Origin of the sequence: Hyphomicrobium sp., assembly GCF_035687085.1 — a bacterium.
GTDB lineage: Bacteria > Pseudomonadota > Alphaproteobacteria > Rhizobiales > Hyphomicrobiaceae > Hyphomicrobium_B.
On record NZ_DASRYS010000013.1, the window covers coordinates 145,135 to 163,722 of the forward strand.

The window sequence follows — 18,588 nt, forward strand, 5'->3', positions numbered from 1 at the left end:
GACGGCCCATCACATGCCCATGCTCGACACCGCCAACAAAATTCCCGCCGCCGACGATGGCGCGCATCGCAACGTCTGGCAGGCAATGGGCCGCGGCTGGCACAGCAAGTGCCCGCAGTGCGGCGACGGACGGCTCTATGGCAAATACCTGAAGGTCAACGACCTCTGCCCGGTCTGCGCGACCGAACTTTTCCATCAGCGCGCCGACGATGCCCCGCCCTACTTCGTCATGACGATCACGGCGCACGTCATCGTCGCAGGCATCCTCATTCTCGAGAAGCTGTTTTCGCCCCCGACGTGGGTGCAGCTGGCGATCTGGATGCCCGCATTGGTGCTGCTGAGCCTCTGGCTGCTGCCGCGCGTGAAGGGCACGCTGATCGGTTATCAGTGGGCGCTGCGCATGCACGGCTTCGGCGGCGAGACGGATGATCCGCCGGAAGACTTCCCCCCACCCAACGCCAACTGATCATGCCGGCGACGGGGGAAATAACGACCGTCCAGGAGACGGAAACGCCGATACGCGATGCAGCATGCCTCGTCGTCGTCGATACGTCCGCATCCGAGCCAACGGTACTGATGGGCCGGCGGCATGCGTCGCAAATCTTTCTGCCCGATAAATGGGTCTTCCCCGGCGGTCGCCTGGAAGATGATGACCGCGTTCTCGCCAGCCGGTTCGACAGCGATTTCAAGCCGGCGGACCTGGCGCACGAGATCCGGCCCTTCGCACTCGCGGCCATCCGGGAGCTGTGTGAAGAAACCGGGCTCATCATCGGAAGAGATGGTGCGTTAATTGATCAGAGCGCAGCCTGGAGAGCCTTCGCGGCATCCGGCCACGCGCCTGCCCCAGGCGCGCTACTTCCCTTTGCACGTGCCGTCACGCCGCCGGGTCGCATCCGCCGCTACGACACCTGGTTCTTCGTGGCGAAGGCGGACGCAGTATCGGGGAAAGGTGCGCCACCCGACGGCGAGTTGCTCGACCTCGGCTGGTTTACATTTTCGCAAGCTGCCGAACTCGACCTGCCCCACATCACGAAGCTCGTTCTCGAAGATATCGTGGCGCTTCTGAAGGCTGATCCGTCAATCAGTGGGCTGAACGATCTTTTGCCATTTTATCATTCGGCCGGAACGGCCTATCGCCGCGATCTTATATCCTGTAAGGTCGCACCTCCGCTGCCTTGACATGGCAAACATCGCGCGTATGTTGCGCGCTTCCTCCGCCAAGGCATTGGCGATTTCAATTAAGGCCAGGACCCATGGCGAAACCGGTTACGCAAAAAATCAAATTGCTCTCCTCTGCCGGCACCGGCTTCTTCTACGTGACGAAGAAGAACCCGCGCACGTCGACGGAAAAGCTCGTCTTCAAGAAGTACGACCCCGTCGCGCGCAAGCACGTCGAATTTAAAGAAACCAAGATCAAGTAGGCTGCGCACTCGCGCGGCCTAAGCTGGTTTGCTTTCGACAAAATCTGATTGTGTGGAACGACCCTGGCTGTAAGCGGCCAGGGACGCGAGCAAACTCGGCAGCGGGGTAAATCGTTCCGAGACAGCTTCACGACCCTGGCCACAACCGGGCGGGGTTCAAAGAGGGCGTTGTTCCCCACCCAGCTTCGCGATCGACCCTCTGCAACCGTCGAGGAGGCCACTCGTGTGGTCGCTCGGTTCGATCAACCCACTCTATCGAGCAATGCGGCGAGCCCAATAGCGCGGGAATTCCATTGTCACGGCGCATAGCAAAATGCCGGCGGCGCGCGACCCTTCCAAACCTAAAGTAAATTCTTAAGTCCCCGTTCAGGTGCTCGATTGGTGCCAGAATACGATGCAGAAAGCAACTACTGCTTTACTGTGTCGTCAGCGCAACGATTCCTCCTCGCCGACGATCGGGCGGTGACTCCCTAACCCGCAGTCAATTCAGAATAATTCGGTCTGGGATCTGCAACGAGCAGACGCGTTGCATGGCCACAATTGCTCAAGCGACACGATCACCCTTCATCAAAGCCGCACCTAAGCCGCGTCCGCAACGACCCGGTTGCGCCCTCGCCGCTTGGCGACGTAAAGCGCGCAATCGGCTCTCTTGAAAATCGACTCCGGGGTGTCGTCCGCATTCTCGAGCGTGCCGAGGCCGACGCTCGCGGTAATGCGGATATGCTTGCCCTCGCCAATTGCGAACTCGTCGGACGCCACGCATGCGCGCAGTCGCTCGCCGACCTGATAGGCGTGCGTGAGATCGGTGTCCGGCATGATGATGACGAACTCTTCACCGCCGAGCCGGCATGCAAGATCGATCCCGCGCGTATTCCGCCGAAGCCGGACTGAGAATTCCCGCAGCACCGCGTCGCCGACGTCATGGCCGTACGTGTCGTTGACGTTCTTGAAGTGATCGATGTCCGCAACGAGCATCGACAAGCTGCGGCCGGTGCGGATCGCCTCGGACACGAGCGTCTTCATATGCCCTTCCATGTAACGGCGATTGTGCAGCCCGGTGAGCGAATCCGTAATCGCCTGCTCCACGCTTTCCGCCAAGCGATGGCGCAGGAAATCGGAATGGCGCTTGCGCTTGATCTGCGTTTTCACGCGCGCCAGCAGTTCGTGCCGGTCGATGGGGCGCATTAGATAATCGTTCACGCCCATATCGAGTCCGCGCAGCAATCGCGCCTCGTCGCCGGGCTCAACCAGCATGATGACCGGCAAGTGCCGCGTGCGCTCGAGCGAACGCACCTGCGAACAAAGCCGCAAGCCGTCCGAGCCCTGCAAGGAAAGGCTTACGATCAGCAGGTCGAAATTGCCCTCCGCAAGCCGCACCAGAGCCGCCTGCGCATCGCGTTCGCCGTAGGTGTCGTTCGCCTTCGACAGCACTTCCAGAAGACGCGCCGACGACCTTGGATGATCGTCGACGAGCATGACCCGTCCCGAACGCGCCGAAAGCGCACGGGCCAGCGAGCCGTCGTCCGGAATGCCCATGTCCTTGCCGGTCGTGGCACGCATGATCATCTCGTCGTTCAGCATTTTGAGACGAGCGAGATTCTTCACGCGCGTAACGAGCGCGATGTCATCGACGGGTTTTGTAAGAAAATCGTCGGCGCCGCTTTCCAGACCGAGCACCTTGTCGGAGGGCTGGTCGAGCGCGGTGACCATCACGACGGGAATGTGGTGGGTAGCGTGGCTGCCTTTGATGCTGCGGCAGACTTCAAATCCGTCCATGCCCGGCATCATGACGTCCAGAAGCACGACGTCCACGCTTTCGCGCGCCAGAATGTCGAGTGCCTGCTGTCCGCTGCTGGCAGTTAGAACATCGAAATACTCAGCCTGCAGCCTCGCTTCGAGAAGCTTCACATTGGCAAGGATGTCGTCGACGACGAGTACGCGGGCTGTCATGGATCACAAATCTGCGAGACGAACTAGGACTTCGACGGGCCGATGAATTTTCGAACGGTATCGAGAAACGCCATCACCGAAATGGGCTTGGAGATGTACGCCTCGCAGCCGCCGGAGCGTATCCTCTCCTCGTCACCTTTCATCGCGAATGCCGTGACGGCAACGACCGGGATATCGCGAAGCGTGTCATCGTCCTTCAGCCATCGGGTCACCTCGAGGCCCGAGACCTCAGGCAGCTGGATGTCCATCAAGATCAGGTCGGGACGATGCTTGCGCGCGAGTTCCAGCGCGTCGAAACCATTCCTCGTCTGCAGCGTCTTGTAGCCGTGGGCCACGAGGAGATCGTTGAAGAGCTTCATATTGAGCTCGTTGTCCTCGACGATCAGAACAGAGCGCGTCGCTGGCCGCGCTTCAGGCACGCGACGCTCGACGTCCATTCCGGATTCCTGATACGTCATAGAACCGCCCACTCTCCACTGCGGCCGTTGTGCACCGATTCTCGGCTAAACCATGGGTCATCTTTGCATCTAAAGCCGTAACCAACCGTTAATGTCAGCTACCTGTAGGAGTCGTAATGCTTCGGCAGCGATCGAAACCAACAAAACTCAAGTCCAAGGACGATGCCGAGGCCATCGCGTTGCAGGTGCTGGCTTTCCTACTCGCAGACGATACGCAGAGTTCGCGTTTCCTCGCGTTGACGGGAATTACGCCGGACGATCTCCGACATGGGGCCGGTTCTTCTGAAATTCAAACCGCCGCCTTCGACTATATTCTTTCTGACGAAGGACTATTGCTGACGTTCTGTCAGGAAGCAGGCGTCGATCCGGCTCTCATGGCGCCTGCCCATCAATTATTGTCCGGAGTGGACTTCTCGTAAGCCCCGGGCCCAAATGCCGCAATGATCGGCAAAAGGCCGCGGTGGCCCTTGCGCTGTTATTGAGCAGCGGCCTTCGCGACTGGGCACTTGCCCGGAGGCAGCAACGTCACCTCCTTCAACTGGCCTTTGATCGAAAACTCACCGTAGTCGATCTTCAAATCGCTCGTGACGCCGTTCTCGAAGTAGCGGAACGACAGCTCATAGGCAGGCGTCTGATCCTGCTTGTCCTTGCCAGCTTCGAAGTAACCGATCGCCATCGGCCAGGAATCGACATTCGCCAGAACATCGGCGCCTTTGAACGCGACCGGCCCAGCCGCGCTGCCTTTATCGAACTTTTTGCCGATGACCGTATTGGTCAGGTAGTACTTCTCGCCCTGCTCCGACCCATCGTAGAGGTTCGCTGCAAACATCTTCACGCCGCTCTTGGCGGCCTGCACCAGCGACGATGCGTGTTGCATGGGGAAGTAGATGTCCTGCGGCAGGGACACGCGCTTTTTCGCGGGCTTCACGAGATCGACGCCAACGACGGGCGTGGCGCCTTTGGAGCGCGCCGCATCGCCTTGGCTCGTGTCCGCGAGCTTGTCGTTCTGATATTGCGTCGTCGAAAATCTGAGCTTCTTCGCGTCGGCTTCTTCCCAGCTCGAGTTCCTGAGATCGCTGAGCGTCTCCGTCCCTTCCTGGTTGGTCATGACCGTCACGAAACGCATGTTCTGCGTGTAGCCATCGCAGGCCGAACCGGTCAGTTCGTAGACCATGCGGCCGGTGACGCCGGTAACGCCCGAACCCGCGGACGCGCCTCCCATCGATAGCTCGTAGATCGCCCGATGCGGCGTGAAGGGAATTAGATCAGCAGCAGCAGCGGTTTGAATGGGCAAAGCACCGGCCGCCACACCCCCAAACACGAGAAGCCCAAACGTGGCATAGCCTTTGCGCATGATCATTGGCTTACTCGATCTCCGGCTGGATACTTACAGCTACATCAGTCTAGTTCGCAGATAAACCGTTGCAAAGAGGCGGCAGCGCGGCACAAGCTGCGCCGGATTCTAACCACGAGTAATCATGACCATGACCACTGTCGAACAGCGGCTATCCGAGTTGGGCCTAAAACTGCCCGAGGCGCCCCAACCCGTCGCCAATTACGTGCCCTTTTTCATCTCCGGCGATCAGCTCTTTATCTCCGGACAGGTCGCCAAGGACGCCGATGGACGCGTCCTGACCGGCCTTCTGGGCGCTGGCGTCTCTGTAGAGGACGGACAGGCCGCAGCAAAAGCTTCCGCGCTCAGCATTCTCGCGCAGGCGAAGGCCGCCCTGGGCGACCTCGGACGCGTCGTCCAGGTGTTGAAGCTGACCGGCTTCGTCGCCTCCACGCCTGATTTTGTTGATCATCCGAAGGTCATCAACGGCGCCTCCGACCTCCTCGTCGCAGTTCTCGGCGACGCCGGCCGCCACACGCGATCCGCCGTCGGCGTCTCGAGCCTTCCGCTCGGCACCTGCGTCGAAATAGACGCGATCCTGAAAATCCGCTGAGCCATGCTCGATCGTGCAGCCTTCCTCCGGCCGATAGCGCACAGAGGGCTGCACGATGCCATGCGCGGCATCATCGAAAATACCGAGCCTGCCTTCCGGGCGGCGATTGATGCGGGCTACGGCATCGAGTGCGACGTGCGCCCCATCAAAGGCAGCGTCCCCGTCGTCTTCCATGACGTGACGCTGAACCGCCTCGTTGAGGGCCGCGGCCCACTCGCGAGCGTCACCGAACAGGATCTGAAATCCCAGCGACATCGCGTAGGCGGCGCCGCGATCATGACGCTTGCTGACCTTCTCGAACTCGTCGCAGGACGCGTGCCGCTCCTGATCGAAATCAAGAGCGAATGGAATCCGCCGGATCGCGATTTCCTCGCGAAGATTGCAGCGCTCGTTTCAAATTATCGCGGCCCTATCGCCCTGATGTCGTTCGATCCGGCCGTGATGATCGCCATGCGAAGCCTGGCTCCGGACATTCCGCGCGGCATCGTCTCGGGAAGCTTCATAGGCACCGGCTGGTGGTCGCGCCAGATAAGCCGGAAGCGCGCGGCTGCACTTCGCAATCTCCTCGAGTCGGGCCCTATCGCACCGGATTTCTATGCCTATCAGGTCGACGCCCTGCCGACGCCGGTCACGGAATACGTGCGGCAAGTCTGCCGGCTGCCGCTTTTCACCTGGACCGTCAGAACGGCCAAGCAGCAGCGCAGTGCCGGAAGCTACGCCGATGCCATGATCTTCGAGGGCTTCCGTCCCGATCATTGAGCCTGATCGGCGCCAAGACCGCGCATCTGCCCTGCCCGAGGCGATTTGGAGCTTGGCCAAGAGTTGCGTAGACTTGAGCCTCTCGTAGCTACGGGTCCGATGCCGATATTCCCCGAGACCGAAGTCAAGCTTGCCACCTCCATCGCGGCGATCGATGCCGCGCAATGGGATGCATGCGCCAATCCGGATTCCGCGAGATATAATCCCTTCGTCTCGCACGCATTTCTGAAAGCGCTCGAAGACTCCCGCGCCGTAGGCGGCAGGAGCGGCTGGCTTCCGCGCCATCTCATTCTCGAAGACGACAACGGCGAGATCACCGCGGCCGCGCCCGCATATCTCAAGTCCCATAGTCAGGGCGAATACGTATTCGATCACGGCTGGGCCGAAGCCTACGAGCAGGCCGGCGGGCGCTATTACCCGAAGCTCCAGATCGCCGTGCCCTTTACGCCGGTCCCCGGCCCGCGCCTTCTCGTGAAGCCGGGAGCGACCGCCTACGCCGACGAGCAGGTAATGGCGGCAGCCGCAATAGAGGCCGCGCGCATCAGCGGCCTATCATCAGTACACATGACGTTTCTGGACGAAGAGGTCGCCGGCCGCCTCCGCGCAATGGGCTTCCTGACCCGCGTGGGACAGCAGTTCCATTGGCACAACCAGGGCTACGCCTCGTTCGACGATTTCCTGGCGAGCTTGGCGTCCCGCAAACGCAAAGCGATCCGAAAAGAGCGGGAAGCGGCACTTTCGGCCGGCATAGAGATCGAGCACGTCACCGGCAAAGACATCGGCGAAGCGCATTGGGACGCGATGTTCGAGTTCTACATGGACACCGGCAACCGCAAGTGGGGCCGGCCCTACCTCAATCGCGCGTTCTTTTCGCTGCTTGGTCAGGCAATGCCCGAGCGCTGCCTCCTCGTTTTCGCCAAGCGCGAAGGCCGCTACATCGCCGGCGCCCTGAACCTCATCGGCGGCGATTGCCTCTATGGCCGCTACTGGGGCGCCATCGAGCACCATCCGGCGCTACATTTCGAGGTCTGCTACTATCAGGCGATTGAATACGCGATCACTCACGGTCTGCCGCGCGTTGAGGCGGGTGCACAGGGCGACCACAAGCTGGCGCGCGGCTACCTGCCCGTCAAAACCTACTCCGCCCATTGGCTAGCCGACCCGGCGCTGGAGCGCGCCGTTGAGCGTTTCCTGAAGCAGGAGCGCGCCGCCGTTTCCCGGATCAATGCCGACTTGACCGAGATGGGCCCCTATCGCAAAGACGGAAGCTGAAGCGGCGCCCGGCAGGCGGCGGCCGCCCGTCGAGCCCGGTGGAAAAACATCATGTCGTACGATCCAAACAACATCTTCGGAAAGATCCTGCGCGGCGAAATTCCGTGTCACAAAGTCTACGAGGATGCCGATGCGATCGTCTTCATGGACGTGATGCCCCAATCACCGGGCCACGCGCTGGTCCTGCCCAAAGCCCCATCGCGCAATCTGCTGGACGCCGACCCTGCCGTCCTCGCCAAGATCATTCCGCTCGTCCAGAAAGTAGCCGTCGCCGCGAAGACGGCATTCGCGGCTGACGGCATCAGCATCGCGCAATTCAACGAGCCGGCCGGCGGCCAGACCGTCTTCCACCTGCACTTCCACGTCATTCCCCGCTACGAGGGCCAGCCCTTGAAAACGCACGCGCGGAACATGGAAGAAGGCCCGGTCCTCGCCGCGAACGCCGAGAAGCTCAAGGCCGCACTGGGCGCTTGAACGGCAAAGCTATCCGGCAGGCTTGAGATAACGCCTGAGGGCGCGGCTGGCGCCCCAGACGGCGAAGATCACTACAATGAGGATCAGAAGCATCTGCGCCGTAGCGGCCGTGAATTCATTGGCGGCGATAACGTCGATCGCGATGACGAGGCCCACCAGAATGCCGATCGCGGCCGGCGCATTGACGCCCGCGCCGAACCAGCCGGACAAGCCTCCGAGCAGCATAGCGGCTATCCAGATCACCCGGCCTCCCCCGCCAACCGGCCCCCATAAAAAAAACGGCCCGACAATCGCCGGGCCGTTTGAAATCTTGCTACTCGTCTTTCTTCTTACGCGGCACGCTTGGCACCGCACCGGAGCCGTTGGGCTTATCGCCCTTGTCCTTCGGACCCGGCAGCGCCTTCTTCGGCGTCGCGTCGGCCAGAACCGGCTGCGGAAGATCCTCGTCCTCGTCGTCGACCTCTTCGTCTTCCGGAGTCTTGACCTTCTTGGAAGGATCAAGCGGCAGGAAGTCGAAGGCCAACTCGCGGTCGGGACCCTTGCCCGAGACGAGAACCTTCACCGTTCCACCATTCTCGAGGCGCCCAAACAGGAGTTCCTCGGCGAGCGGCTTCTTGATGTGCTCCTGGATCACGCGAGACAGCGGCCGTGCGCCGAACTTCTCGTCGTAACCCTTCTCCGCCAGCCACCGCGTCGCCTCATCCGACAGCTCGATGGTCACGCCGCGATCTGCAAGCTGCGCTTCGAGCTGGAAGATGAACTTCTCGACGACCTGCGAAATGATCTCGGGCGATAGGCCCGAGAACGGCACGATCGCATCGAGACGGTTGCGGAACTCCGGCGTGAAGAGCTTGGTCACGGCCTCCGAATCCTCTCCTTCCCGCTTGACGCGGTTGAAGCCCATCGGCGGCTTGGCCATGTCGGACGCGCCCGCGTTCGTCGTCATGATGAGGACGACGTTGCGGAAGTCGACCGACTTGCCGTTGTGATCCGTCAGCTTGCCGTGGTCCATCACCTGCAAGAGGATGTTGAACAGATCGGGATGCGCCTTCTCGATTTCGTCGAGCAGCAGCACGGAGTGCGGATGCTGATCGATTCCATCGGTGAGAAGGCCGCCCTGATCGAAGCCGACGTAGCCCGGAGGCGCGCCGATCAGACGCGAGACCGTGTGCTTCTCCATGTATTCCGACATGTCGAAGCGCAGAAGCTCCACGCCCATCAGGTTCGCGAGCTGCTTGGCGACCTCGGTTTTGCCGACGCCGGTTGGACCTGAGAACAGGTAGCAGCCGATCGGCTTCTCGGGCTCGCGCAAACCGGCACGTGCCAGCTTGATCGCGCTCGAGAGCGCCTCGATCGCCTTGTCCTGACCGAACACCAGCCGCTTCAAATCGCGATCGATGTGCGCAATGACATCGGCATCGCTCTTCGTAACGGTCTTCGGTGGGACACGCGCCATGACGGCAACGGTCGCCTCGATCTCCTTCGTGGTGATCTTCTTCTTCCGCTTACCTTCCGGCAGCAGCATCTGCGACGCGCCCGTCTCGTCGATCACGTCGATCGCCTTGTCGGGAAGCTTGCGGTCGTGGATGTAGCGCGCCGACAGCTCGACGGCCGACTTGATGGCTTCGTTCGTGTACTTGATCTTGTGATAATCCTCGAAGACCGACTTCAGGCCCTTGAGAATTTCGATCGCGTCCTCGACGGTCGGCTCCTTCACATCGATCTTCTGGAACCGGCGCACGAGCGCCCGATCCTTCTCGAAGTGCTGGCGGTATTCCTTGTACGTCGTCGAACCGATGCAGCGGAGCGTTCCCGACTGCAGTGCGGGCTTCAACAGGTTCGAAGCGTCCATAGCTCCGCCTGACGTCGCACCCGCGCCGATCACCGTGTGGATCTCGTCAATGAAGAGAACCGCGCCGGGGAACGCCTCGACTTCTTTCATCACGGCTTTCAGCCGCTCTTCGAAATCGCCGCGATAGCGGGTTCCGGCGAGCAGCGCACCCATGTCGAGCGCAAAGATCGTTGCGCCCTTGAGGACGTCAGGCACTTGGCCCGCAACAATCTTGCGCGCCAAACCTTCGGCAATGGCCGTCTTGCCGACACCTGGATCGCCGACGAACAACGGATTGTTCTTCTGGCGGCGGCAGAGCACCTGAACCGTGCGCATGACCTCCTGCTCGCGGCCGATCAACGGATCGATCTTGCCATCGCGAGCTTTCTTGTTGAGGTTCACGCAATACGTGTTCAGCGCATCGCCCGGCTTCTTCTCTTCACCTTCGGTTGCGTTCACGTCGTCATCGACTCCACGAACCGTCCGCGGCTCAAACATGCCGGGGCGCTTTGCAATCCCATGAGCAATGTACTGAACAGCATCGAAGCGTGTCATCTCCTGCTCTTGCAGGAAATACGCTGCGTGGCTTTCGCGTTCCGAGAAAATGCCGACGAGCACATTGGCGCCCGTGACTTCTTCCCGGCCCGACGTCTGGACGTGAACGATGGCCCTCTGCACGACCCGTTGGAACGAGTTCGTCGGGTGAGCATCGCGCGCCGATTTCGAGACGATGGGCTTGAGCTCGGTGTCGAGATATTCGATCAGCCGCGCTCTGAGCTGCTCGATGTCGACCGAACAGGCCCGCATGACCGCCGCGGCATCGCGATCGTCGACGAGCGCGAGCAGCAAATGCTCAAGCGTTGCAAACTCGTGGTGCCGAACGTTTGCATACTGCACGGCCCGGTGCAGCGAGGCTTCAAGATTTTTGGAGAGCGATGTCAATAGAGTCCTACTCTTTCTCCATGGTGCATTGTAGAGGGTGGTCATGTTGCCGCGAAAAGTCCATGACCTGGGTCACCTTTGTTTCGGCGACCTCATACGTATAGACGCCACAAATACCGACGCCTTTGTGGTGGACATGAAGCATGATGCGCGTGGCATCCTCCTGTCCCTTGTTGAAGAAGCGTTGCAGCACCAGAACCACGAACTCCATCGGCGTGAAGTCGTCGTTCAGCAGAAGAACCTTATATAGGTTCGGCTTCTTCGTTTTTGGACGGGTCTTTGTGACGATACCAGTTTTCGACTCCCCGTCGCCGTCGCCATCATTGCGACGCGGCCCGTCGGGCGGGTCGTTGCCTGCGGCCATGCTCGTGACCGCCAATGAGCGGATACTCTGCGCAGTAGTCATCGCGTGCCTCGGGGAAAACCCGAATCCATCGGATCTTCCAACGTTATCCCGCAACGGGGGCATGTGGGAGGCAGAAAGGTGACGCCCGCTCCTCCAAATGCGACCCCAGAGGGGCACTTGTCTTTCGCTCCAGATGTTCAAGCTAACACCCGTGTCATTCAAGTTCTTAATATAGGCACGCTGACGAGCGAAAAAATAGAACGAGCCGTGTGACGCATTTGGCATTCCCAACAGATGAATGACGAAAGTCCTTTCAGGTTCCGGGGCCGGCGCTTCTTTCCACGGGCGGCATACGAAGCGCTACGGCGGCCTGTCCCGCAATCCTCGATTCTCAAGCCGGCGACCCATTGAAATTGGCCCCTCCAAGATTGCCCCGGCCGCGCCGGCTTGGCGAGCAAAATGAGACATCCGTTTAGCCTATTTTTACCCTGCCGCTTAACCCTAATGAAGTCCTCACAACTTAGGCTTGGCAAAGCATCGCGGGTGCTGGAAATTCCGTGCCCCAAAGGTGCCTAAAAACAGTGCTCAGCTTTCGGAATTCGTCTGCAGGGCTACTCACAGGGGGCCCGAAAAGGCAGACAAGCAGAGTCTTTGTTAAATCAACCGCTCCAATTTGAGCGGGCAGAGGGAAATTGCTCTTGTTTCGACGAGCGTTGGCCTATGCGCCGGCTTTTGTAGTTGTGTTTGGTGTGTTCCTCGGCAGCGCGAGCGCCGGGAAAGAACGTCACGCAGCCCTGATCCTGGATGCCAATACGGGCGCCGTCCTCCACCAGAAGGACGGGGACACGCCTCGCCACCCGGCATCTCTCACCAAAATGATGACGCTTTATATGACCTTCGAGACGCTCGAGTCCGGGCGCCTGAAGATGTCCGACCGGCTGACGATCTCGCAAGCCGCCGCAAGTGTCGCACCATCCAAGCTCGATTTGAAGCCCGGCGCCACGATATCGGTCTCCGACGCCGTCATGGCTCTCATCACGAAATCGGCGAATGACATCGCCGTGGCGCTTGCTGAGAAGATCGGCGGCACCGAAGCCAATTTCGTGCGCCTGATGAATGCGCGCGCCCGCGAGATCGGGATGGCGAAGACCAATTTCGAAAATGCCTCCGGCCTTCCGAACCCCGACCAGGTCACGACCGCCCGCGATATGGCGACGCTGGCTCTGCGCCTGCAGGACGATTTCCCGAAGTATTACCCCCTTTTTGCCACGCAGAACTTCAAGTACGGCGGCAAAAGCTATCGCAACCACAACACAATGCTGAAGAGCTTCTCCGGCATCGATGGCATCAAGACTGGCTACACCCGCGCCTCGGGCTTCAATCTCGTGACCTCGTGGCGCCGCGGCAATCAGCACCTGATCGGCGTCGTCTTCGGCGGCAACACCGCGGCCGAGCGAAACACCGAGATGCGCGTTCTTCTGACGCGCATGGCATCGCGCGCCTCCTCAGTCAAAACCCGCAAGCCCACGCAGCTGGTGAAGGCAAAGGGCGAGCAGAAGTCAGCCGAACGGCCGGCCGCCAGGCCGAAGCCTCTTCAGGTTGCAGAGACCAAAGCCGTTGCAACGCCTCGTCAAGCCAGCGCGCCTGAGCCTGCAAAAAATTCCGCAGCTGACCCCGAGACGCCGGTCCGCATTTTCAAGGTCCGCCCCGTCCCTATCATGACGAAGGCAGCCGCTCCCGCGTCTCCAGATGAAACGACGGATATGGAAGCAACAAACGGTGCGCCCGACAGCGCTCCAGATCGCGCGCCGCCGCCATCGCTTAGCATGCCGTCGAAATGGGATCGGGCTCGCTTGGCCGAAATCTCTGCTGAACACGTTGCTCCTGCTGAAGAGGCGGCCTCCGACGATGTCGTCATTCGCCCCTTCGCTCCGGCGAACCTCGGAGCGTCCGACGGCACGGGAAGTTCGCCCTATGCGGTCCCGTCGCCGGGCCTCCAGCAGGTCGCGTTTTCTAGCCCCGACGTTACGGCAAGCTCCACCGCGGATGACACGCGGGAGTTACGCGCTCCAGCTAAGCTGAACAGTATAGCGAGCACCGACGCTTCCCATCCCGCTCCGGTGGTCCGCGGAACGCCGCCGTCAACGCTCGGCGCTCAGGCAGCCGCCCTGCATCTCACCTCCACCCATAGCCCCTCCGTTGCCGCGCCCGCGAAGACCAGCAAGCAGCGCAAGCCCTCCGGCCGCTATGCCGTACAGATTGGCGCCTATGTCTCGATCAACGACGCCCAGCGCGCCCTGACGAATGTGCAAGGCCGCGCCGGTCAGCTTCTGGCGGGCGTGCCCACAGTCACGAATCCGGCCATGAAGGACGGACGGCAGGTCTATCGCGCCCGCTTCACCGGCTTCGATGCGAACCGCGCGACGTCCACCTGCGACGCGCTTCGCAAGCAGTCGGTCGATTGCTTCGTGATGGCGAGCGACTGACAGCCGGGCTACCGGTAGGCTCGCCTATCGCACTAACCACCTTGAAGGCTCACCGTGACGGTCAAACCCGATTTTCCCAAGCTTGTCGTTTTCCAAGGCGAGTTGCCCGCTCCCAACGTCTACCGCCCGCCGAGCGAGCGCATCATCTCTGGCGATCCGGTACAGTCCGCGCAAAACCTGTTTCAAAGCGCCGACGGCCGCTTCAACAGCGGCATCTGGAAGGCCGAACGCGGGACCTGGCGCGTCGTCTTCACAGAAAGCGAATTCTGCCACCTGCTCGAAGGCGTGATTATCGTCCGCGGCGATGACGGCTCGGAGGCGACCTTCCGCGCAGGCGATGCCTTCCTGTCGCCGTCTGGCTTCACCGGCACCTGGGAAATCGTTGAGCCCGCCAAGAAATTTTACGCGTTTTACGAGTAATCAATTCGCGCTTCCGGCCGGCTGCGAAGCAGTCGGAAGCGCCAACAGAGACTCTACCCCTTCCCGCTCAGGAGCGTGTAATTGCCGCCCGTCGCGGTAATGTCGGTCGCCCGCACGCGCTCGGTCGCAAACCGAGTCAGATAGTTCGGCCCCCCAGCCTTCGGACCCGAGCCGGAAAGCCCTTCGCCTCCGAACGGCTGCACGCCGACGACCGCGCCGATCTGATTGCGATTGACGTAGAGATTCCCGACCCGGGCATGCTCAGCGACGTAGTCGGCCACGCTCTCGATGCGGCTGTGCAGCCCGAGCGTCAGGCCGTACCCCGTCGCATTGAGCGCGGCGACGACCTTCTCCAGATTTCCGCGCTCATAGCGGATCATATGCAGCACTGGCCCGAACACCTCATGGTCGAGCTTGCTCAGCCTGTCGATCTCGTAAAGCGCCGGCGTGACGTAGGTCCCGGCGCGGCAGGCCTCAGGCATCGGAAGGTCGACGATCTCGCGCCCTTCGCGTTGCATACGGACCTTGTGGCTTTCCAGAGCATCCTGCGCCGCTTCGTCAATCATCGGCCCGATGTCGGTCGCGTAATCGAAGGGATCGCCGACATCGAGCGCTTCGATGGCACCCGCCAGCATCGAGCGAATGCGCGGCGCGTTATCGTCCTGAACGAAAAGCACACGAGCGGCCGAGCATCGCTGCCCAGCGCTGTCGAACGCCGAGCGCACGGCGTCGCGCACGACCTGCTCCGGCAGCGCCGAGGAGTCCGCGATCATTGCGTTGATGCCGCCCGTCTCCGCGATGAACGGCACGATGGCGCCGCGGCGATCGGCAAGGGCTCGCTGGATGGCCCAGGCGGTCTCATTCGAGCCGGTGAAAGCCACGCCCTGAATGCGCGTGTCCTTGACGATGGCCTCGCCCAGCTTGCCGCCACCCGTCACGAGATGCAGCGCATCCGGCGGTACGCCCGCCTCGTGCAACAGCTTCACCGCAAGAAAGCCAGAGATCGGCGTCTGCTCGGCGGGCTTGGCAACGACGGCGTTTCCAGCCGCGAGCGCGGCAGCCACCTGCCCGACGAAGATCGCGACTGGAAAATTCCACGGCGAGATGCAGCCGAACACGCCGCGGCCTCGGAGGGTGAGCGTATTTTCCTCCCCCGTCGGACCTTTGAGTAGGACGGGAGTGGAGAAGAGCCGCCGCGCCTCAACCGCGTAGTAGCGCAGATAGTCGACCGCCTCGCGCACCTCCGAATGCGCCGCTTCCAGTGTCTTGCCGGCTTCGCGAATGAGCGCTGCCATCAGAACCGCACGATCCCGCTCGAAGAGATCGGCCGCTGCTTCCAAAATGCGCGCACGTTCCGACGCATCCGTTCGCTCCCAGCCGGGCGCGCCGTTCACGGCCGACGCAATCGCATCTTCGAGATGCTGCGGCGTGGCCAGCCGCACCGTGCCGATCCTGTCGCGATGATCATGCGGCGACAACGAGACCGCCGCGGACTCGCCGCCCGCCGTAATCATGCCGTTGACGATCGGCCCGGCAGCAAACGGGGACTTCAGAACCTTCGCGATGTCGGCCTGCAGGCCCTCGCGGACGCCCGTTTGCATCAAGGCCAAGCCAGCGCTGTTCTTGCGCTCGGGCAGGTAAATATCACGCGGCCGCGTGATCAGCTTGACGCGCTCGCTCGATGTGAATTCCCGATCCGCAATCTCCACCGGATCCGCGATGATCTCGGAAATGGACATTTCCTCATCGCCGAGCCGGTTGACGAACGAGGTGTTGGCGCCGTTTTCCAGCAAGCGCCGCACGAGGTAGCCAAGCAGATCCTCATGCCCGCCGACCGGCGCATAGATCCGGCACGCCCGCCCAAACTTGCCTTCGCCCACGACCTGCTCGTAGAGCGCTTCGCCCATGCCGTGCAGACGCTGATATTCGAATTCGACCGCGCCGCCCGCAATGGAAGCGGCTGCGATGGTATGCGCGTTGTGCGTGGCGAACTGAGGATAGAAAGCCTCCGGATCGGAGATCAGCAGGCGCATCGCCGCGAGATAGGAAACATCCGTGTGCAGCTTGCGTGAGAACACCGGATAATCGTCCAGCCCACGCTCCTGCGCCCACTTGATCTCGCTGTCCCAGTACGCCCCTTTGACGAGACGCACGGGAATACGTTTGCCGGTCTTCTCGCTGAGACGGCGCAACCAGCGAAGCATCGGAATGGCCCGCTTGCCATAGGCCTGTACGGCAATGCCTAAGCCATTCCAGCCTTCGAGATGCGGGTTGATCAGCGTTTCGCCGAAGAGGTCGGCTGTGATGTCGAGCCGGTCCTGCTCTTCGGCATCGATCGTCAGACCCAGGCCCTTCGCGCGCGCCGCGCGGGCGAGCGTCAGCAGCAGCGGCGCAAGTTCGGCCCGCAGACGGTTTTCCTTGCCGGGCTCGAACCGCGGGTGCAGCGCCGACAGCTTCACCGAAATCGATGGCCGCTCGAAAATCGCATCCGCATGCGGTGTGAACAGCGGCCCGGCATCGGCGCCCACCGCGTCGATCGCCATCATGTAGCGCTGGAAATAGCGCTCCGCGTCCTGCTGCGAACGGGCCGTCTCTCCCAGCATGTCGTAGGAGAACCGGTAGCCCTTTTCCCGAAAGGCGCGCGAGCGCGACAGCGCGGCCTCGATCGTCGATCCGAGCACGAACTGCTCGCCGAGCAATCGCACGGCCTGACGGATCGCGAGCCGGATCGTCCCCTCGCCCGAGCGTGCCACAAGCCGTTTCATCGCCTGGAAGGGGTTCGCGCCCTTGGCTTCCCTGAGCCGCATGATGCGGCCCGTCAGCATCAGGCCCCACGTCGAGGCGTTGACGAAGAGGCTATCGGAATGGCCTCGGTGCTTTTCCCAAGCGCCGCCGGAAATCTTATCCGCGATGAAGGCGTTCGCTGTCTCAGCATCCGGAATGCGCAGCAGCGCCTCCGCGAGGCACATCAGGATGACGCCTTCGTCGGTCGCCAATCCATACTCGTGCATGAAGGCATCGACGCCGGCATGCTTCGACTTGTCGGCGCGCACCGCGTGCACGAGGCGGCGTGCGACATCCGCCGTCTGCCGCCGCTCGTCTTCGGTGAAGAGCGCGCGTTCGATCAGCGCACCAACGAGCCGCGGCTCGTCCATGAGATACTGGGCGGCGAACTCGTCCCTCGGGGGGAGGCCCCGCTGTGTCACGCTATCCTCGCGCCGTAATGTCGCGACCATGATTTTCCCGCTGATGAAGTCATTCATCCACGATTCGCCCAGGCGGCGATATTACCAGATTGCGGCCTGAGCACTTAGGCGTTGAACGAATAGAAGCCCCTTGTCCACTTGCCGGGCAGCCGGTAATCCCCTCCACCATTGCCGGCCAAATTCCAATCGGGGTCCGAACTTTGTCCGAAAGCATCAAAGTCGTTCGCAACCTTCGCGATCTCCGGAAAGCCACGTCGAAATGGCGGCAGCGCGGCGAGAGCATTGCCCTGGTGCCCACCATGGGCGCCCTTCACGCCGGCCACCTCGCCCTCGTCAAGCTTGCGAAGAAGAAGGCCGACAAGGCCGTCGTTTCGATCTTTGTGAACCCGACCCAGTTCGGGCCGAAGGAGGATCTGTCGCGTTATCCTCGCGATGAGGCCGGCGATCTGGCAAAGCTGACCGCAGTCCATGCCGATCTCGTCTGGGCCCCAAGCGTCGAAGAGATGTACCCGGACGGTTTTTCCGCCAGCGTCCGCGCCGGGAGCGCCGCCAAGGAACTCGAAGGCGAATTCCGCCCCTTCCATTTCGATGGCGTGGCAACCGTCTGCACCAAGCTCTTCAACCAGGTGACGCCCGACATCGCGATCTTCGGCGAAAAGGACTACCAGCAGCTCGCGGTGCTGCGACAGGTCGTACGCGATCTCGACATCCCGTTGAAGCTGATCGGCGGCCCGACCAAGCGGGACAAGGATGGCCTGGCGCTTTCTTCGCGCAATGCCTATCTGAGTGAGGACGAACGCAAGATTGCCCCTACCCTGCACGCGGTTATTTCCGCGCTCGCCAAGGACGTGGCGAACGGCGCCGACGTGCGCTCGGGCGTTACCAAGGCCAAGCGCAAGCTGACCGCCGCAGGGTTCCAGAAAATCGATTACCTCGAAGTTCGCGACGCCCAGACGCTGGCTCAACCCGATAATGAGGCGGACGGGCGGGACCTGCGCGTGCTCGCCGCCGTTTGGCTCGGCAAGACGCGTTTGATCGATAACGTCGCAGTCTAAGGCGCTTGCCGAGTTGCCGCGC

General features: G+C 61.6%; 18 protein-coding genes. 11 read left to right on the plus strand and 7 right to left on the minus strand.

Annotated elements, in window-relative coordinates; translation table 11 throughout:
• The first annotated feature begins 13 nt into the window (after positions 1-13).
• The 3 genes from VFG26_RS11435 to rpmG all read left to right on the plus strand — a co-directional run bounded on the left by VFG26_RS11435 (position 14) and on the right by rpmG (position 1,421).
• Positions 14-466, plus strand: a complete 453-nt coding sequence (locus tag VFG26_RS11435) for a DUF983 domain-containing protein (protein WP_325025362.1) — start codon at positions 14-16, stop codon at positions 464-466.
• 2 nt (positions 467-468) lie between these two features.
• Positions 469-1,179 (plus strand): NUDIX hydrolase, encoded by a 711-nt coding sequence (locus tag VFG26_RS11440; RefSeq protein ID WP_325025364.1) that lies wholly within the window; start codon positions 469-471, stop codon positions 1,177-1,179.
• A gap of 74 nt (positions 1,180-1,253) precedes the next feature.
• Entirely contained in the window at positions 1,254-1,421 is a 168-nt protein-coding gene (rpmG, locus tag VFG26_RS11445; RefSeq protein WP_013214665.1) for a 50S ribosomal protein L33, read from the plus strand.
• Positions 1,422-2,000: 579 nt separating this feature from the next.
• Here the strand turns inward: rpmG and VFG26_RS11450 are convergent.
• Together VFG26_RS11450 and VFG26_RS11455 are read right to left on the minus strand one after the other, a co-directional pair.
• On the minus strand, positions 2,001-3,371 hold the full coding sequence (locus VFG26_RS11450) for a PleD family two-component system response regulator (protein ID WP_325025369.1): 1,371 nt from the start codon (positions 3,369-3,371) through the stop codon (positions 2,001-2,003).
• Between the two features lie 23 nt (positions 3,372-3,394).
• Positions 3,395-3,808, minus strand: a complete 414-nt coding sequence (locus VFG26_RS11455) for a response regulator (protein ID WP_325026083.1) — start codon at positions 3,806-3,808, stop codon at positions 3,395-3,397.
• A gap of 137 nt (positions 3,809-3,945) precedes the next feature.
• Between VFG26_RS11455 and VFG26_RS11460 the strand changes: the two genes are divergently transcribed.
• Positions 3,946-4,248: a DUF3572 domain-containing protein gene (locus tag VFG26_RS11460; RefSeq protein ID WP_325025371.1), complete on the plus strand. Its 303-nt coding sequence runs from the start codon at positions 3,946-3,948 to the stop codon at positions 4,246-4,248.
• Between the two features lie 56 nt (positions 4,249-4,304).
• Here VFG26_RS11460 and VFG26_RS11465 read toward each other — a convergent pair whose 3' ends face one another.
• Positions 4,305-5,189 (minus strand): cell envelope integrity EipB family protein, encoded by an 885-nt coding sequence (locus VFG26_RS11465; protein WP_325025373.1) that lies wholly within the window; start codon positions 5,187-5,189, stop codon positions 4,305-4,307.
• A gap of 124 nt (positions 5,190-5,313) precedes the next feature.
• Between VFG26_RS11465 and VFG26_RS11470 the strand changes: the two genes are divergently transcribed.
• The 4 genes from VFG26_RS11470 (at position 5,314) to VFG26_RS11485 (ending at position 8,280) form a co-directional block, all read left to right on the plus strand.
• Positions 5,314-5,775, plus strand: coding sequence for a RidA family protein (locus tag VFG26_RS11470; protein WP_325026085.1), 462 nt, complete (start codon positions 5,314-5,316; stop codon positions 5,773-5,775).
• Positions 5,776-5,778: 3 nt separating this feature from the next.
• Positions 5,779-6,534 (plus strand): glycerophosphodiester phosphodiesterase family protein, encoded by a 756-nt coding sequence (locus tag VFG26_RS11475; RefSeq protein ID WP_325025375.1) that lies wholly within the window; start codon positions 5,779-5,781, stop codon positions 6,532-6,534.
• Between the two features lie 99 nt (positions 6,535-6,633).
• On the plus strand, positions 6,634-7,806 hold the full coding sequence (locus tag VFG26_RS11480; RefSeq protein ID WP_325026087.1) for a GNAT family N-acetyltransferase: 1,173 nt from the start codon (positions 6,634-6,636) through the stop codon (positions 7,804-7,806).
• Between the two features lie 51 nt (positions 7,807-7,857).
• Positions 7,858-8,280, plus strand: coding sequence for an HIT family protein (locus tag VFG26_RS11485; RefSeq protein WP_325025377.1), 423 nt, complete (start codon positions 7,858-7,860; stop codon positions 8,278-8,280).
• Between the two features lie 9 nt (positions 8,281-8,289).
• Here VFG26_RS11485 and VFG26_RS11490 read toward each other — a convergent pair whose 3' ends face one another.
• The 3 genes from VFG26_RS11490 to clpS all read right to left on the minus strand — a co-directional run bounded on the left by VFG26_RS11490 (position 8,290) and on the right by clpS (position 11,417).
• On the minus strand, positions 8,290-8,523 hold the full coding sequence (locus VFG26_RS11490) for a hypothetical protein (RefSeq protein ID WP_325025379.1): 234 nt from the start codon (positions 8,521-8,523) through the stop codon (positions 8,290-8,292).
• A 70-nt stretch (positions 8,524-8,593) separates the two neighbouring features.
• Positions 8,594-11,053 (minus strand): ATP-dependent Clp protease ATP-binding subunit ClpA, encoded by a 2,460-nt coding sequence (gene clpA / locus VFG26_RS11495; RefSeq protein ID WP_325025380.1) that lies wholly within the window; start codon positions 11,051-11,053, stop codon positions 8,594-8,596.
• 7 nt (positions 11,054-11,060) lie between these two features.
• Entirely contained in the window at positions 11,061-11,417 is a 357-nt protein-coding gene (clpS, locus tag VFG26_RS11500; RefSeq protein ID WP_325026089.1) for an ATP-dependent Clp protease adapter ClpS, read from the minus strand.
• A gap of 680 nt (positions 11,418-12,097) precedes the next feature.
• Between clpS and VFG26_RS11505 the strand changes: the two genes are divergently transcribed.
• Both VFG26_RS11505 and VFG26_RS11510 read left to right on the plus strand, forming a co-directional pair.
• Entirely contained in the window at positions 12,098-13,885 is a 1,788-nt protein-coding gene (locus tag VFG26_RS11505; RefSeq protein ID WP_325025382.1) for a serine hydrolase, read from the plus strand.
• Between the two features lie 54 nt (positions 13,886-13,939).
• On the plus strand, positions 13,940-14,305 hold the full coding sequence (locus tag VFG26_RS11510; RefSeq protein WP_325025385.1) for a cupin domain-containing protein: 366 nt from the start codon (positions 13,940-13,942) through the stop codon (positions 14,303-14,305).
• Positions 14,306-14,358: 53 nt separating this feature from the next.
• Here VFG26_RS11510 and putA read toward each other — a convergent pair whose 3' ends face one another.
• Positions 14,359-17,541: a bifunctional proline dehydrogenase/L-glutamate gamma-semialdehyde dehydrogenase PutA gene (gene putA / locus VFG26_RS11515; RefSeq protein WP_414653297.1), complete on the minus strand. Its 3,183-nt coding sequence runs from the start codon at positions 17,539-17,541 to the stop codon at positions 14,359-14,361.
• Positions 17,542-17,711: 170 nt separating this feature from the next.
• Here putA and panC point away from each other — a divergent pair, with 170 nt between their 5' ends.
• On the plus strand, positions 17,712-18,566 hold the full coding sequence (gene panC, locus VFG26_RS11520) for a pantoate--beta-alanine ligase (protein ID WP_325025389.1): 855 nt from the start codon (positions 17,712-17,714) through the stop codon (positions 18,564-18,566).
• Positions 18,567-18,588 lie beyond the last annotated feature (22 nt).